Below are 15155 nucleotides of genomic sequence, written 5' to 3'. Positions count from 1 at the left end.
CCAGCTGCTTGACCATGGGAAAACCAGCATAGGGGATGTAACGTTCCGGCATCAATGGAGAACGGGTTGTCTTCCAGCCAAAGCTTCAGCTGTTCAGAAACGACTTCAGGGCTGTTACCCAGGCTCCGGGGGCATCAAGGTGTGCGTCATGGGATGCCCTGGGAATGTCAACGCGCCGGACGTTATGGCCGCGGGCGACGAACTCCGCTTTCTCCTCCGCTGAAAACATTCCTTCTTCGCCATACACCACGAGGGTTGGCCCCGCGACGGCTTCCCACTCCTCCCAGCGGGGCCGGTTCAGCCCTTCCATCGTGCCCGCCATGACGTCAGCACAGAAGCGGGGCCAGTACCCGTCCTCCCGTTCTTCAAGGTCGGCCACCCACGCGTCCTGCAGGGGCCCGTTGCCCAGGAACTCTTTCGCGGCGGCCCGGCTTGGAAATGGAACCGGCCAGGAACGGAAGAATTCTCCGAGCTGCATATTCCCGGCAGCGCTGCTGCTGCCGGCACTGCTTTCCAGAAGCACGAGCTTGCTGACCAGGTCCGGCCGCTTCGCTGCAACGAGCATCGCGGTATGGCCGCCCATCGATTGGCCCACGAGTGCCACGGCGCCGCCCACCGCGGACTCGATCACGTGGACGACGTCGGCAACAAAGGCTTCCCGGGAAAGGTCGCTGGGCCGTGAGGTGCTTCGGCCGTGGCCGCGCAGGTCAACCAGGATGGTCCGGAATTCCGGAAGGGCGCCGGCGGTTTCGAAAAATTCCATTGCACTGCCGGCAAGGCCGTGCAGGATAACGACCGGAGAACCGTCCCCGCCCGTGTCGAAGTAGTTGATCCGGACCCCGAATCCAACGTCAAGGGCGAACTGCTGTACAACGCCGGTGGTTGCTGTCATGCGTACAACCTAGTCGGCGTGAGCCCGCAGGCGGGGACCGGCATCAATAGGTTCGAAGTGCCTAGGCCGGGCGGTTGATGGTCCGCCCCACAATGGACTGCGTCAGCGCATCGATCACCTCGGAGTTTGCCAAGGGGTTGCGGATCAGGGTGAAATCTACGTCGCCCACTGCCGGCAGGTCAAAGCGGCGGGTGATGATCTTCAAGTCGTCGGGCACCAGCGAGGACGGCATGACGGCGACCCCGATGCCGGCCCGGACTGCGGCAAGGACGCCGCTGATCTGGCGCGTGGTGCAGGTGATGCGCCAGGTCCTGCCGTGCGCCTCCAATGCATCGATGGCGAGCTTTCGGCTCAAGCTGGGTGAGGGGTAGGCGATCAGCGGGACGGGAGCCCCGGGTTCCAGCACGGTCTGTTCCTGGCCCACCCAGGAGAACGAGTCGTGCTGCACCACTGTGCCGTCCTTGGCCCCGGCGACCCATTTCACAAAGACGAGGTCCAGCTGGCCCGCATTGAGCTTCCGGTACAGCTGATCGCTTTGGCCGACGGTGAGTTCCAGGTTGATCTGCGGATAGATTTGCCGGAATTCGCGAAGGATCCTTGGCAGGCCGGTAATTGCCAAATCATCAGCGGTACCAAACCGGAGCCTTCCACGCATGGCGGAGCCGGAAAAATACCGTGCAGCGGCGTCGTGAGCCGAGAGGATGTTCCGTGCGAAGCCTGCCATCGCATCCCCGTTGTCCGTCAGCCGGACATCCCGCGTGTCCCTTGTGATCAGCACCCGTTTGGCAGCTGTTTCTAGCTTGCGGACGTGCTGGCTGACGGTTGGTTGGGCCAGCCCCAGCCGATCAGCAGCCTTGGTGAAACTCAGGGTTTCGGCGACCGCCAGGAAGGAGCGCAGCTGCGCAGGTTCAAACACTGTGGACTCCAGTGGGGCAGGGTGCGGATAGAGGCGGCATTGCAGTTTGCAATACGAGTTATAGGGACAATACGTCTCCATAATCACGTGCACCCAGCCTAGCGTTAACGGCATCCCGGACCGACCGCAATTTGAGGACACACCTGTGGCACCCCCTCCGCCTTCATCGGCAACCGTCACCCAGCCCGTCATCGACTCCACGAGCGCTGCGCCGCCGGATAACCAGACCCAGCCCCTCGCCGTCGTCGCTGACCAACTGCCGTGGAAGCACACCTTTATCTCGCTGAAGGTCCCGAATTTCCGGATCTTCGCGGTGGGTCACTTCATCGCCGTCATCGCCATCTGGATGCAGCGCATCGCCCAGGACTGGATGGTCCTGCAGCTTTCCGGATCCGTAACTGCGGTGGGCATCACCGTGGCGCTGCAGTTCCTGCCCTCCCTTCTGCTGGGACCCTGGGGCGGCATGGTGGCGGATCGATTCGCCAAACGGAAAATCCTGATCCTGTGCCAGAGTATGGCCGCGGTCCTGGCTGCCGCGCTCGCGGTTCTTGCGCTGACAGGGACCGTTGAAGTCTGGCACGTCTACGTCATCGCCCTGGTCCTCGGCCTGGTCACCGTGCTGGATCAGCCCGCCAGGCAAGTGTTCGTCAACGAACTGGTGGGGCCGAAGTACCTGCGCAACGCGATCAGCGTCAACTCCACCACCTTCCAACTTGGAGGACTGATTGGTCCCGCCCTCGCTGGATGGTTGCTGACCGCCGTGGGGGCCGGTTGGGCGTTTGCCGGCAATGCCGTGGCCTGTTGTTCCACGGTAGCCATGCTCCTGATCCTGCGGAAGGACCAGCTGTTCGTCAGTGCACCGACGCCCAAGAGCAAGGGCATGCTCCGCGAAGGACTCAGCTATGCCCTCAGCAAGCCCACCATCTACTGGCCGTGGCTGATGGCGGGGTTCATCGCGGTTTTTGCCATGAGCCTGCCCGTAGTGCTTGCCGCCTTCGCCGATCACGTCTTCGACGTCGGAGCCGGAGGCTACGGGCTGCTGAACGCCCTCGTGGCACTTGGCGCGCTAGCGGGAGCCGTGGCGTCGACGCGGCGCCGGCAATTGCGGCTCCGCTCCGTGGTGTTCTGCGCCGGCATGTACGGAATCATGCTCTGCCTTGCTGCCGTGGCACCGTCCATGCCGGTGTTCGGGGCGGTGATGGTGCTGTCCGGATTCTGGTGCCTGATGTTCCTGACGGGATCGAATCAACTCGTCCAAGTCAGCTCCAACATGAGCATCCGGGGCCGGGTCATGAGCCTGTACATCATGGTCCTGATCGGCGGCCAGGCAATAGGCGGGCCGATGCTCGGTTGGCTCTCCGAGCATGCCAGCCCGCACGTGGCCCTGCTGGTCGCCGGGGGAGTCCCGGCTCTCGCCGCCCTGACGGTCGCCGTCGTCCTGGCGCGGAAAGGCTCGCTGCTGCTGAGGGTCAGCCTCAAGGACCGCCGCCACCCCGTGAGCATCGTCAGCAAGGCGACGGCGGCGTAAGTCGGGCTACAGGGCTAGGTGCGGGTATGCGGCTTCCCGCTTCTGGAACTCGAGGACATCCTTGTTGCGGATGACGCCTTCGCGGATCTCAATGGCCCGGGTAATGGTGTCGTTCCCGGCCCACGCCTCCGGGCCGTCGATGACCGTTGCCAGGAACGGGAGCAGGGCCTGGCTGATCTCCCATGTGGAGGAGTTCCAGAGATAGGACGGGCTGTGGTCCACCGCGTAGTAGTTGACGTGTTCACCCAGGGTGAACATGGGATCTGCGAATGTGGTGGACCTGGCCCAGCTGAATCCCATTCCCTCGTCGCAGGAAACGTCCACGATCAGGCTGCCCGGGGTGAAAGCGGCAAGATCCTCTGTTTGCAGGTAGGTCAGCGGATTGTTGGGGTCCTGCAGGGTGCAATTGACCACGATGTCGCTCTCGGCCAGGAAGGGCGCCAGCGGCACCCGGCCCCGCTCGGTGATGACCTGGCTCAGGAAGGGTGCTTCGTCGTCGTGATCGAACTGGACGATATTGACCGAGTGAATAGGCGCGCCTACGGCGGCCACTCCGCGGTTGGTCAGTACCTGGACGTCGTGGATACCGTGGGCATTCAGGGCCGTCACTGCACCGCGGGCCGTGGCGCCGAAACCGATCACCACTGCGCTGAGCCGCCGCCCGTAGTCGCCGGTTGAACCGGTCAGCGCCAGAGCGTGCAGGACCGAGCAGTACCCTGCAAGCTCGTTGTTTTTGTGGAAGACGTGCAGGCCGAAGCCGCCGTCGCTTGCCCAGTGGTTCATGGCCTCGAAGGCGATCAGCGTCAGCTTCTTGTCGATAGCCAGCTGGGTGATGGCGCGGTCCTGGACGCAGTGCGGCCAGCCCCAAAGGACCTGCCCGTCGCGCAGTTCGGCGAGATCCTCCGGTTGCGGCTTCGGCAGGAGGACGACGTCGGCCTCCGCCAGCAGTTCCTCCCGGCCGGCCATCCTGCCCACCAGGGTGGAAAGGTGCGCGTCCGGGACGCCGAAGCGTTCGCCGTAGCCTTGCTCGAGGATGATGTGTTGGCGAACATCGGGCGCGATGCGCTCAAAATGCAGCGGGTGGATGGGGAGCCGGCGCTCGGCCGGTTTTCGCGTGGACGCCAGGACGCCCAGGGTCAGTTTGTTCTCGAGGCCGGTCACTTCTTCTTTGCGGCCTTGCTGGACGTCAGGTCCAGGGAGCTGGCCGGCGCGGAAGCGGCCTTCTTGTCTGCGCGCTTTTCCTTGATGGATTTGCCGGATTTCTTGGATGCTGCTTGACGCGGGGACTTGTCAGCCATGATTGCTCCTGTAGCGGAACCGAAGAGGTTCCTGACCTCTGACGATACACGCCGGTACCTAATGGACCCGGGGTCTGAGTGCCTCTTCCGCTGCACTCGTGGAGCGGCTGACGGGAATCGAACCCGCGTATCAAGCTTGGGAAGCTAGCGCTCTACCATTGAGCTACAGCCGCATCGCCCCGTTCCAGGGGCAGAACATAGCTTAGCGCAGATGTGGCGGCGGGCCGTCCAAGCGGCGGGCGGGGTGCGCGTGTCCCAACATCTGGGACGTCATCCAGTAACTCTTCAATAACGTCGCGGGCGCTGGCTAGGTGGGGGCGGGGGAGTGCGGGCTAACCTGATCCGGGTAGCTGCAAAGCCGGGGGGTGCAGCTGCTGCGGCAGGTAGACGTCAACTATGAAAGATCCCGATGGCATTCGCAGAGCATGAGGTCCTCATCCGCCGCGATGCCATGGCTGTGTACCTCTACCTGCTCGATGCAACCAACCTGCCGCTCTGGCGGGACGGCGTCCGCAGCGTCAAACTGCTGCGGGGCTCCGCAGGAACCAAGGGCGCCGTGTACCGGCAGATGGTGGCAGGGCGGTCCGGCCTGAGCATCCCGGCCGACCTGGAAATCACCCAAGCAAGGCCTGGGGCTGAAATCCAGTTTGATGTCGTTTCGGGCCCGTCATGCCGGTCGGGCGGCTATTACCTGAGCACGGAAACGTCGGGCACGCGCGTCCGGTTCGCGGTTGAAGCCGAGCAGGAGGGGCCCTATGGGTTCCTGAACCCGATGACTTTCCTGAACCGGCTCGGTTTGCTTAACACGATGATGCAGCGGAGCCTCAGCTCCGAGGTAGGCCAGCTGGAGCGGCTCAAGGCCGTCTTGGAGCTCCAACCGGCCATATAGCCTTTACTGCGCCAGCCGCTGCCCCGTCCATGGGCCTGTAATGTTCGACGGCGAGGCCAGGCTTCCTGACGTCAGGTCCCAGTACTGCACCACGTCCGAGGCCCGGCGGAGCGCCACCCCAGTGGAGTTGAGTCCGGTAACGTCCCGCAGCGGGCGAATCCCCGTAACGTCGCCCCAGCCGGTGGCAATGGTCAGCCTTGTCTCCGCGCGCAGCGCGGTGGTGCCCCAGCCGCGGTGAAGCTGGACGGATCCGTCCGACCGCACGGCCAGGATGTCCTGGAACCCGTCAGCGTCGTAATCCACCATGGACAACTTCCGGGCGGTACCGATGTTCCCAATCAAAGCGCGCTCGGAGAGATCTCCCAGCCCCTTGTTGGGGTACAGGTAAAGGTTCCCGCCTCCGTCCAGTGCCAGAAGCTGGGGGTACCTGTTGTTGGCGCACCAGCCGCCCACTGCAAGGGTGAGTGTTTCCCAGCCGCCGCTCCCAAGCGTGACCGGCACCTGGAATCCGCCGGCGGCTATGCCGCGGTGCAGGGTGACGGTGCCGTTGGTCCATTGCGTCAGGAGGTCGTATGCGCCGTCGCGGTCCCAGTCTGTAGTGAACACGTCCTTGGCGCCTGCGAAGCCTGACCCGATGGACCGGGCCGCGGCGTAGGTGCGCGCCCCGGTGGCCGCGCGGGCGAGGAGTTGGCCCGCTGAGTCAACTGCCACGAGGTCGGCTGGCCCCTTGATGGCTGCGGCCGAGAGGTCCAAAGTGGGCGGCATATGCCGGCCGGGAGCGTCGCAGATGCTGGGCGTGGGCGGGGGGAACGCAGGGCCTGACACTGCGCCGCCGGGGGAATTCACGGTGCCGGCCGGCAGGCTGGTGTAGCCAAAGAAGTTCACCACGCCCCAGATTTTGTACGTTCGGTCCGTGTAAGAGATCCCGGCACCCATGACATTAAAACGTGGATCGAGCAGCATGGCGTTGTGGCCGGCAGACCCCTTCCACCACTCCACCAGTTGTGCGGCGTCACGGTCCGTGCGGATGGCGATGACTTCACCGGCGCCGTTGTTGGCATTCATGGCACGGGCGTCAGTCCAGAAACTGGCGCGGTGCTCAATGACTTCACGGGAGGCGATGCTGTCCGACCACTCCTGCGCCAGCCCTGCCACGGTGGGGTGGTACTTCACCGGGTTCAGGCCCTTGGATGCCCGGTACTCATTGATCCTGTTGAACACCGTGAGGACCGCCGCGGCATTGCTGTCCTGTATCAACGCCTCGGTCGAGGGCAAAGCAGCAGGGGACCCGGGGGCCGCCAGGCGTTGGGGCGATGGGGCCGGGTCCCCGTCCGGCCCCCAGAGCGGCGGGATCCAGGGGACTTCGGGGGCTGGTGCTGCGGCTGGTTCTGCGGCTGCGGCGGTGGCCGGCGCAGGTGCGGTGAGGGCCTCCGTGGCAGTTGCTCCCGCGGCTGGCTCCGCAACGGCCGGACCTGTGGTCCCGGCCGGTGATGCCGGCCGGATGTCCGGTTCGACGGCGGGGGTGAGCCCGGAGGCAGCCGAAGGGTCGCTCGAGGAAGCGCCGCCGTCGTCGTTCACGCTGACTGGGCCCAGGGTGACACTCCGCGGTCCCGCCGCGCTCACTGCCTGGCTCGCCGTAAGCGGCAGGGGTGCGGTGCCTGCGGACGAGGAAACCAGCGCCAGCGCGCAGAGCACGCCAATAAAAGAGGGCGCGACCAATTTATTCACTACATCCCCAGCTCTGTTGGGCCATCCGGGAGACCATCCGGCGCCTGAATCACTGAGGCAACATTAGCCCCACTAGATCACAGGAACAACGAAAGAATGCGGCTGTGGATAACCGATACGGTAATTTGGGACGGTGCTGATCTCTGACCGCGACATTCGCGCCGAAATAGACTCCCAGCGGATCGTGCTGGAACCGTACGAACCGGCGATGGTGCAGCCGTCGTCGGTGGATGTCCGAATCGACAAGTTCTTCCGTCTGTTCGACAACCACAAGTACGCGCACATCGATCCGGCCGAAGAACAGCCGGAGCTCACGCGCTTGGTGGAAGTGGAGCAGGACGAACCCTTCATCCTGCACCCGGGCGAGTTCGTCCTTGGCTCCACTTATGAGACGGTGACGCTTCCCGACGACATTGCTGCCCGGCTGGAAGGCAAGTCTTCGCTGGGCAGGCTTGGGCTGCTGACCCACTCCACCGCAGGTTTCATCGACCCCGGCTTTTCAGGCCACGTCACCTTGGAACTCTCGAACATGGCCACGCTGCCCATCAAGTTGTGGCCAGGTATGAAGATTGGCCAGCTGTGCTTCTTCCGGCTGACCTCGGCGGCCGCCTACCCCTATGGGCAAGGCGATTACGGGAACCGCTACCAGGGCCAGCGTGGGCCAACAGCCAGCCGCAGCCACCTGAACTTCCACCGCACCGCTATCTAGGCTTTCGCAACAACCGCTGATTAGGCTTTCGCGGCAATGCCCGCAGGGGGCAGCACCGTTTTGACCAGCGGTTCCACGTAGCGTGCCGCCAGTGGACCAACAACCGCCATGATCAGCACATAGGCAGTAGCGAGGGCGGCAAGTTCGTCTGGAATTGCCCCGGAGGCCAGGGCCAGCCCGGCGATGACAATCGAGAACTCGCCGCGTGCTATCAGTGTGGCTCCCGCACGGAACCGGCCGGGACGGGCGATGCCCACCCGCTTTGCAGCCCAGATCCCGGTTGCCATCTTGGTGGCTGCGGTGATGAGGGCCAGCACGAGTGCCCAGCCGAGCACCGGCGGAATCGACGTGGGGTCCGTGTTGAGCCCGAATGCCACAAAGAAGATGGCGGCAAACAGGTCCCGCAACGGTTCCAGGATGCGGGTGGCGTTGTGGGCGGTGGCGCCGGAGATGGCGATCCCGAGCATGAAGGCCCCAACCGCCGCGGACACCTGCATGGCTGAAGCCAAACCGGCCACCAGCAGCGCGGCGCCCAGGACATTCAGCAGGAATACCTCTGAGTTCTCGCTGTGCACGGCCTTCGACACCCGGTGTCCGTGGCGCAGCGCAATCATCAGGACGAGGCTCACCACGGCCAGCGCGACACCCACGGTGGTCAGTCCGCCGAGGAAGCTCACGCCGGCCAGCATCGCTGTGAGGATGGGCAGGTAGACAGCCATCGCCAGGTCTTCAAAAACCAGGATGGACAGCACTACGGGAGTTTCACGGTTGCCCAGCCGGCCCAGGTCCGTGATGACCTTCGCCGCGATTCCCGACGAGGAGATGTAAGTGACGCCGCCCATCACCATGGCGCCCACCCCGCCCCAGCCCAGCAGCAGGGCAAGGGCGGCTCCAGGGAGGAAGTTCAGGACCAGGTCGAGTACGCCGGCCTGCCAGGAGCGGCGAAGGCCAGTGAAAAGCTCGGCGGCCGTATATTCCAGTCCGAGCATAAGCAGCAGCAGGATGACGCCGATTTCCCCGGAGAGGTGGGCAAACTCATGCATGCCTTCGAGCTTGACGATCCCGCCGGCCCCGAAGGCGAGCCCGCCCAGGAGATACAGCGGGATGGGTGACATTCCGATCCGTCCGGCCAGCCTGGCCAGGAGGCCGAGGCAGAACACAACGGCCCCCAGTTCGATGAGGGTCAGGGCCAACGGGTCCATCGCGTTTATCCGTTACGCAGGATATCGGCCGCCGAGTCGAGGCCTTCCTGGGTGCCAACAGCTACCAGCAGGTCGCCAGAGTGAAGGACGACGTCGGGCCCCGGCGAGGGGAGCACCTCGCCTTCGCGCATGATGGCCACGATGGAAACGCCACAACGGGTGCGGATGCAGGCCTTCCCCATGGGCTGGTTCTGGAACGGGGAGTCCGGCGCGATCGAGAATTGCCGGGTGACGATGCCGGGAACATCCTTGTGTTCTTCAGTCAGCTTCATGGCCAGGTGCTGCCCGCTTAGGAGGTTTCCGAGGGCTGCAGCCTCGTCCCCGGTCAAGGGAATCGAAGCCTGGCACGTATCGGGATCATCCCAGGTGGAAACGATGAGTTCCATCTGGCCTTCCCGCAGCTCCACCACGCCGATTCGGCGGCCGGATGCAGTCATAAAATCTTTCCGCCGGCCGAGGCCCGGAAGATCCGTCTCATCCACGTTCATGAACCAAGCCTAGTCTGCCGCAACCCGCTTGGCGCTGGTCCTGAGGATTCCCGCACGACCAGCCGCATCGCGGTAGGGCCGGGCTCCGGGGGAGCGGGGGCATCAGGGGTAAGCGCAGCGAGCAGCTGGTGCATGGTGCTGCTTCCCAGGGCCTCCAGGTCCATCTGCACGGTGGTCAGCGAGGGCACCAGGAATGCGGACTCCGGGTGGTCATCCCACCCCACCACACTGACATCCGCAGGCACACTGTAGCCAAGGTCGTGGAGGGCGCGCATGGCTCCGATAGCCAGTTGGTCATTGGCGGCGAAGATGGCGGTGATGGAGGTATCGGCCATCAGGGTTCTTGCGGCCCTGTAGCCGGAGGCCGAGCTCCATTCCGCGTCTGCGACGCCGGCGTCCTCCAGGCCTTCGTCGCTGAGGGCCCGCCGGTACATGGCCAGGCGGTTGCGCGCGGCTGGCCACTCCTGTGGTCCGGCAATGTGGGCAATCCGTCGGTGTCCCAGGCTCGCGAGGTGTGCCACGATGGCCTGCGCTGCGGAGCCGTCGGAGATCCGGCCCTGGCCGCGCATCTTGTCGTCGTACTCCCCGGCGACTACCACTGGGATGCGTTCCTGCGCCTGCAGGAGGTCGCTGTTCGAAATCGGCACAAAGGACAGGGCCCCGGCGAACGGACCGCCATCGAGGATCTTCCGCAGCCTCGCTGTCCGCTCCGGCCCCGTTCCTTCCAGGGCCACGACGTCGAGCTGGTAGCCCGCTGCATGGGCCGTGTCGGCTGCCCCGCTGAGCATCCGGGACGGAAAATACGGCGAGGCGCCGGGCACCAGGGCCAGGAGCCGGTACGTGGCCTTGGTCCGTAGCGAACGGGCCGTCAGGTTGGGCGAGTAGTTCAGTTCCGCCATGGCCCGCTCCACCTTCTCGGAGGTGGCCGCCTTCAGCTTCGAACGGTCCGCCATGTACCGCGAAACCGTCTGGTGCGAGACGCCGGCGAGCCGCGCCACCTCATAAATGGTGGCGGCGCGGGCGGGTTGCCGGGACTCGGCCGGGGTTTGTGTCACAGCCTGGAATCTTCCCACGTGGTCAGCCGGCCGCACATGCCGTAGCCCTCACCAGTTCGCTGCCGGCCCCGGACCACTGCCGCTCCCGCCATCGAAGCTGCCGACCCGTCCTCCAGCTCCAGCAGCGCTTGCTCCGTTGCTGCCACTTGGCTGCGTACGTTCGCAGCCCAGATTTCCTTCCAGCGCTCCACTTTCGGGCGGACCAGCGCCGCGGCGAGGAGATGGAATTCAGCCAGGACCTCCGGCCCGTCACGAAGGACCGACTGATGCAGCTCGGCGTATCCTTCCAGCGCAAGGTCCCGCCGCCGGCGGGCGGCGGAGGAAATCACTGATTGATCCGCGTTCGGCGGGAGGGCCGCGTGTTGCGCATAAAGGTCCGGGTCCTGCAGGATGTGCCGCGGGAAGGTCAGCACGGAATCCCCCGCCTCCGGCAAGCCTGCGTTGGACATAATGACGTTGAGCGTCAGCTCTGCAGTGTTGACCAGGCGGTGGATTGTTCCGGGGCTGAACCAGAGCAGGGATCCTGCAGTGAGGTCATGCTCGGCCGGGCCCTCCATTGAGATGGTGTGGACCTGGCCGGCCCCGCTTGTCACCAGGTAGGCCTCGGAGGACACCGTATGCAGATGCGGGGAGCCGCCGCACAGCCCGTCACTCGCCTCCCAGTCGTAGACCCGCAGCCCACTGACGGCAGTACCGCCGGGGAAGCCGTGCACCGCATCGGATGAATTCATCGTTCCGTTCCCCGGCCTGCCCGCGGCTCAGCCGCACCTGCCAGGACATCGCGGGCGGCGGCGGCAAGTGCTTCAGCCCGGCCGGCATCCGACCCGCCGTCCGCTATCACCACCCCGTACCGGTACCGCAAGGTGGAGCCGGCCGGGAACAGGACTTCCTTGCTGAAGAACGGTGCCGGGCCCATGCAGGCGAAGGGCTCGGACCGGGCAAACCACTCCGGCTGGGGGTGATCACTGTGGGGGTCGTCAACCATCACAACCGTGGAAAAGCGGCACGTTTCATCATGCTGGCCCACGAAGGAAAGCCACGGTGCCCGCTGTCCACGCAGCTCCTCACCTGTGGCCCCACCGGGTCCGATGATCGCTCCGCCGGCGAAGGACCGGGGGCCGCGCCAGAACAGTCCGCCATAACCGGCGTTGTCACGTCCCTCCGTGGTGGGCGATCCGATGTGGATGTCCTCGCCGGAGACGTTGGTCATGGCTGAATCGAAGACCAGGATGTAGCTGTCGTCGTTATCCGGCACTACCTGGAAGGACCGCTCCTCCTCAACCACGAGCGACCCCGCCTGGGTAATCCACTGCACGGTATGAGCAAAACTGAACCTGCCGCCGTCGTCCGCGGCCTGGCGAAGCTCGCCGTGCCGCATGGCGCCGTTGTTGGGCAGCCACTGGTAGTCCTGGCCGCGGCGGTAGCTGGGGCCGCCCCAGAAGTTGTCCGGGCCCAGGTGCGGCAGCGACCAGGCGATGCCCTTGTGCCAGACGTGATCGTGCGGGCGGTAGGCGCTCACCAAGTCGCCGGTCCGCGTCCGGACAGGGTGGAAATAGGGCCTGGGTGACTCCACCTGGGGATCATCGGCGGCGTAGGTGTAGGTCAGGACAGGGACGCCGTCGAGGGACACGGCGACGGCAGCCCCGTCGTCAACCCAGCTGAAGGGGCCGGCAGTAGAGGTGGTGGAGGATGCGGGGGCGGCAGTGCTCATGCGTTGCTCTTTTCGAGTTTCCAGGGTTCGAGCCGGCCGTCGGCGCGGTCGAAGAACGGGTTTCCTTCAGTGATTTCGCCGCGGCGGACGGTCTTGCCGGTGATGGCGGAAGCGTAAATTGCGGCGGCGAGTTCCATCGTGGGGTAGGCCTCTGCAAGGGTGACCGGCGGAACGGCGCCGGAGCTGATGGCGCGAATGATGTCTGCGTACTGGGCCGGATGGCCGCTTGGCGTGACGGCGGAGCCGTCTGCCCAAAGGTCGGCGAGGTGCTCCTGTCCGGGGGCCGGGGTGAAGCGCCAGTGGGAGTCGTCGTAGCCGTAGAGGTGCTCGAGTTCAACGGTGGCGTTCTCGTAGTCGAACCGGAGTTGCGAAGTTTCGCGCGGTGAAATGACAGAGTTGATGACAGTGCTGAGGGCACCTGACTCGAAACGGACGATTGCCGTGGACACGTCCTCGGTTTCCGTGCGGCGCGCCAGCCTGCCGGCAAAGGCGGTGACTTCCTGCCACGGGCCCCAAAGGTGGAGCAGCATGTCGAACTGATGGATGCCGTGGCCCATGGTGGGCCCGCCGCCTTCAACGTCCCACTGGCCCCGCCATGGAACGTCAAAGTATTCCTGGTTGCGGAACCACAGCGTGTTGCAGAAACCGGTGAGTGCGGCGCCCAGGGCGCCGGACTCCTGCAGCGCGGCCAGCTTGCGGGCGCCGCTGCCGAACCGGTGCTGGAAGACGCAGCTGACGTGCTTGCGGGAGGCGCGTTCGGCCGCCTGCAGCTCCCGCATCTGCCGCAGCGAGAGTGCCGGAGGTTTCTCCAGCACCACGTTCAGGCCAAGGGACAGTGCCTCCAGGGCCAGGGACGCGTGCGACGACGGCGGGGTGCAGACGGCGACGACGTCCAGGCCGGCTTCGGCTGCAGCGGCCAGGCTGGGCGCCGTCTGGGCGAAGCCCATTTTCTCCGCAAATGCTGTTGCGCGGTCTGCGTCGATGTCCACCGCGACCACGAGCTCTGCGCCAGCGAGTTGAAGGGCTTCGGCGTGGGCGTGGGCTATGCCGCCCGTGCCGATGATTCCTGCTCGCGGGCGGCGGGAGGCCTGCTCCATGGATAGTGCTCCTCGTCATTGAAAGGATTCATTTTCTCGATCAGTTCAAGTATGTGATCGATAACAGAAGGAGTCAATACCTCAAGGGCCAACACGGCAGGGTAGCTGGTGGCTGCGGCGGGCACAGCAAAAGGCGAGGCAGATGCGCGTGCTGCCGCAGCGTTCGGGGAAAATCAGGCCGCGGGGATGACCGCGATGGGGGCCTTGTCCGGTGACTTCACCGGCAGCAGAACCAGGAGCCCGGCCAGGAGAACCACCATGATTCCCAGGATGCCCCAGCGTTGAGCTTCACCCGGGGCCACCAGCGGGGTGGCCAGCGTAATGCAGAGGGTAAAGAGCGCCGGCGCCAGGAAACTGACGGCCCGGCCGGTGGTGGCGTAAAGCCCGAAGAGCTCGCCGGATTCGCCATGCGGGGCAAGCCGGGCCAGGTACGCCCGGGACGAGGATTGGGCGGGACCCACAAACAGGCAAAGGAACAGCCCGAACACCCAAAAGGTGGTGCTGCCGGGCCAGTCCATGCCGAAGAAGTCATAGTTGCCGTTGCCCAGGACCAGGATGACCGTGCCGGCGATGAGCAGGCCCACCAGGGATCCGATAATCACTGACTTGGGCCCGATCTTGTCATCAAGAAAACCGCCGATGATGGCGCCCACAGCGGCCACCACATTGCCGAAGATGGCGAAGAAAATGACCTCAGACAGTTCGAAGCCAAAAGTGCCCGCGGCGATGATTCCGCCGAAGGTGAAGACCGCGGCCAGGCCGTCCCGGAAAACGGCGCTGGCCAGCAGGAAGTAGATGGTGTGCGGACTGGTGGCATAGATCGCCTTGATCCGGCGGATCAGCAGCCCGTAACTGCCCATGATTCCCAGGCGGCCAACCTGCGGAGCCTTTGGCAGTTCGGGCACGGCAAACAGCACGGGCAAGGCGAACACAAAGAACCACAGGGCAGAGAAGACTGCCACGAGCCGGATGTTCAGGCTGTCCTCCGTTGAGGCGCCGAACCACTCGAAGCTTGGTTGGACGAACAACTGCAGGACGATCAACAGCGCAACGATGCCGCCCAGGTAGCCCGCCCCCCACCCTAGGCCGCTGACCTTTCCGATGTTCCGCGGCGTGGAGATCTGGGCAAGCATGGCGTTGTAGTTGACCCCCGCGAACTCGAAGAACACGTTGCCAAGGGCGATGAGGGACACTCCCAGCAGGAGGAATTCGGGCCGGGGGAATACAAAGAAGCACAGTGCAGTGAGAATGGCGACGGCGGCCGTGTTGACTCCCAGCCAGAGCTTGCGCCTGCCGCCGGCGTCCGACCGTTGCCCGGTGACCGGAGCCAGTAAAGCGATGGCCAAGCCGGCAACGGCCAGCGCCCCGCCCAGGACAGCCGACGCCTGGTCTTCGCCCCCGAACGCGTTGGACGTGAGGTACACGGTGAAGACGAACGTGGTCATGACGGCGTTGAAGGCGGCCGAACCCCAGTCCCAGGACGCCCAGGCCAGAACCCGGCCCTTGCTGGTTGCCTGGTTCCCGGATTCAAGTTCCGAGGACGGATGGGTTGCCCCGGGAGCGCTGGCGCTGTTCATATGATGCATCGTATCCGCCGATGGCGAACAGGCGGCGGACTTCGAGCCCGTCACGCCGGGGAATG

The 15155-nt window shown here is 65.0% G+C and carries 15 protein-coding genes and 1 tRNA gene; 3 read left to right on the top strand and 13 right to left on the bottom strand.

The genetic code is table 11. The annotated features are described in order from the left end of the window. Positions 1 to 85 precede the first annotated feature (85 nt). Positions 86 to 892 (bottom strand): alpha/beta fold hydrolase, encoded by an 807-nt coding sequence (locus tag AC5RUQ_RS14880; protein ID WP_493948091.1) that lies wholly within the window; start codon positions 890 to 892, stop codon positions 86 to 88. Between the two features lie 61 nt (positions 893 to 953). Further along, on the bottom strand, positions 954 to 1808 hold the full coding sequence (locus tag AC5RUQ_RS14875; RefSeq protein ID WP_493948090.1) for a LysR substrate-binding domain-containing protein: 855 nt from the start codon (positions 1806 to 1808) through the stop codon (positions 954 to 956). 145 nt (positions 1809 to 1953) lie between these two features. On the opposite strand from AC5RUQ_RS14875, the gene AC5RUQ_RS14870 reads away from it, so the two are divergent. Next, entirely contained in the window at positions 1954 to 3336 is a 1383-nt protein-coding gene (locus AC5RUQ_RS14870; RefSeq protein ID WP_493948089.1) for an MFS transporter, read from the top strand. Between the two features lie 6 nt (positions 3337 to 3342). Here the strand turns inward: AC5RUQ_RS14870 and AC5RUQ_RS14865 are convergent, their stop codons facing one another. The 3 genes from AC5RUQ_RS14865 to AC5RUQ_RS14855 all read right to left on the bottom strand — a co-directional run bounded on the left by AC5RUQ_RS14865 (position 3343) and on the right by AC5RUQ_RS14855 (position 4807). Next, a complete protein-coding gene (locus tag AC5RUQ_RS14865; RefSeq protein WP_493948088.1) occupies positions 3343 to 4497 on the bottom strand; it encodes a N(5)-(carboxyethyl)ornithine synthase in 1155 nt (384 codons plus the stop codon). Continuing rightward, a complete protein-coding gene (locus AC5RUQ_RS14860; RefSeq protein ID WP_205484577.1) occupies positions 4494 to 4634 on the bottom strand; it encodes a hypothetical protein in 141 nt (46 codons plus the stop codon). The genes AC5RUQ_RS14865 and AC5RUQ_RS14860 overlap by 4 nt, the downstream gene beginning before the upstream one ends. 99 nt (positions 4635 to 4733) lie before the next feature. After that, positions 4734 to 4807 (bottom strand) — tRNA-Gly (locus tag AC5RUQ_RS14855). 236 nt (positions 4808 to 5043) lie between these two features. On the opposite strand from AC5RUQ_RS14855, the gene AC5RUQ_RS14850 reads away from it, so the two are divergent. Further along, a complete protein-coding gene (locus tag AC5RUQ_RS14850) occupies positions 5044 to 5523 on the top strand; it encodes an SRPBCC family protein (protein WP_493948087.1) in 480 nt (159 codons plus the stop codon). A gap of 3 nt (positions 5524 to 5526) precedes the next feature. Here the strand turns inward: AC5RUQ_RS14850 and AC5RUQ_RS14845 are convergent, their stop codons facing one another. Then, positions 5527 to 7251 carry a CAP domain-containing protein gene (locus AC5RUQ_RS14845; protein WP_493948086.1) on the bottom strand — a complete coding sequence of 575 codons (1725 nt, stop codon included), beginning with the start codon at positions 7249 to 7251 and terminating at the stop codon, positions 5527 to 5529. A 133-nt stretch (positions 7252 to 7384) separates the two neighbouring features. Here AC5RUQ_RS14845 and dcd point away from each other — a divergent pair, with 133 nt between their 5' ends. After that, a complete protein-coding gene (gene dcd, locus AC5RUQ_RS14840; RefSeq protein ID WP_163167536.1) occupies positions 7385 to 7960 on the top strand; it encodes a dCTP deaminase in 576 nt (191 codons plus the stop codon). 20 nt (positions 7961 to 7980) lie between these two features. Here dcd and AC5RUQ_RS14835 read toward each other — a convergent pair whose 3' ends face one another. From AC5RUQ_RS14835 to AC5RUQ_RS14805, 7 genes are all read right to left on the bottom strand, one after another. Next, on the bottom strand, positions 7981 to 9162 hold the full coding sequence (locus AC5RUQ_RS14835) for a cation:proton antiporter (RefSeq protein ID WP_493948085.1): 1182 nt from the start codon (positions 9160 to 9162) through the stop codon (positions 7981 to 7983). A gap of 5 nt (positions 9163 to 9167) precedes the next feature. Next, positions 9168 to 9650: a cation:proton antiporter regulatory subunit gene (locus AC5RUQ_RS14830; protein WP_493948084.1), complete on the bottom strand. Its 483-nt coding sequence runs from the start codon at positions 9648 to 9650 to the stop codon at positions 9168 to 9170. Beyond that, on the bottom strand, positions 9647 to 10705 hold the full coding sequence (locus tag AC5RUQ_RS14825) for a LacI family DNA-binding transcriptional regulator (RefSeq protein WP_493948083.1): 1059 nt from the start codon (positions 10703 to 10705) through the stop codon (positions 9647 to 9649). Before AC5RUQ_RS14825 ends, AC5RUQ_RS14830 begins: the two co-directional genes overlap by 4 nt. Then, the gene (locus tag AC5RUQ_RS14820; RefSeq protein ID WP_493948082.1) at positions 10702 to 11436 is read right to left on the bottom strand and encodes a cupin domain-containing protein; all 735 of its coding nucleotides are present in this window, start codon (positions 11434 to 11436) and stop codon (positions 10702 to 10704) included. Before AC5RUQ_RS14820 ends, AC5RUQ_RS14825 begins: the two co-directional genes overlap by 4 nt. Then, positions 11433 to 12416, bottom strand: a complete 984-nt coding sequence (locus AC5RUQ_RS14815) for a DUF6807 domain-containing protein (RefSeq protein ID WP_493948081.1) — start codon at positions 12414 to 12416, stop codon at positions 11433 to 11435. The genes AC5RUQ_RS14820 and AC5RUQ_RS14815 overlap by 4 nt, the downstream gene beginning before the upstream one ends. Then, the gene (locus AC5RUQ_RS14810) at positions 12413 to 13513 is read right to left on the bottom strand and encodes a Gfo/Idh/MocA family protein (protein ID WP_493948080.1); all 1101 of its coding nucleotides are present in this window, start codon (positions 13511 to 13513) and stop codon (positions 12413 to 12415) included. The genes AC5RUQ_RS14815 and AC5RUQ_RS14810 overlap by 4 nt, the downstream gene beginning before the upstream one ends. Positions 13514 to 13686: 173 nt before the next feature. Then, complete coding sequence (locus AC5RUQ_RS14805) at positions 13687 to 15090, bottom strand: MFS transporter (protein ID WP_493948079.1); 1404 nt, start codon at positions 15088 to 15090, stop codon at positions 13687 to 13689. Positions 15091 to 15155: the final 65 nt, after the last annotated feature.

The sequence above is a fragment of the Arthrobacter sp. MDT2-3 genome (assembly GCF_059090465.1).
Note: the sequence above shows the minus strand (reverse complement) of the source record. Positions and strands in the feature narration are given on the sequence as shown.

Excerpts from the sequence above, each read along its gene's own strand:
- AC5RUQ_RS14805 (WP_493948079.1), bottom strand. The coding sequence starts at position 15,090 with ATGAACAGCGCCAGCGCTCCCGGGGCAACCCATCCGTCCTCGGAACTT.
- AC5RUQ_RS14850 (WP_493948087.1), top strand. The coding sequence starts at position 5,044 with ATGGCATTCGCAGAGCATGAGGTCCTCATCCGCCGCGATGCCATGGCT.
- AC5RUQ_RS14815 (WP_493948081.1), bottom strand. The coding sequence starts at position 12,416 with ATGAGCACTGCCGCCCCCGCATCCTCCACCACCTCTACTGCCGGCCCC.
- AC5RUQ_RS14835 (WP_493948085.1), bottom strand. The coding sequence starts at position 9,162 with ATGGACCCGTTGGCCCTGACCCTCATCGAACTGGGGGCCGTTGTGTTC.
- AC5RUQ_RS14830 (WP_493948084.1), bottom strand. The coding sequence starts at position 9,650 with ATGAACGTGGATGAGACGGATCTTCCGGGCCTCGGCCGGCGGAAAGAT.
- AC5RUQ_RS14880 (WP_493948091.1), bottom strand. The coding sequence starts at position 892 with ATGACAGCAACCACCGGCGTTGTACAGCAGTTCGCCCTTGACGTTGGA.
- AC5RUQ_RS14810 (WP_493948080.1), bottom strand. The coding sequence starts at position 13,513 with ATGGAGCAGGCCTCCCGCCGCCCGCGAGCAGGAATCATCGGCACGGGC.
- AC5RUQ_RS14820 (WP_493948082.1), bottom strand. The coding sequence starts at position 11,436 with ATGAATTCATCCGATGCGGTGCACGGCTTCCCCGGCGGTACTGCCGTC.
- AC5RUQ_RS14860 (WP_205484577.1), bottom strand. The coding sequence starts at position 4,634 with ATGGCTGACAAGTCCCCGCGTCAAGCAGCATCCAAGAAATCCGGCAAA.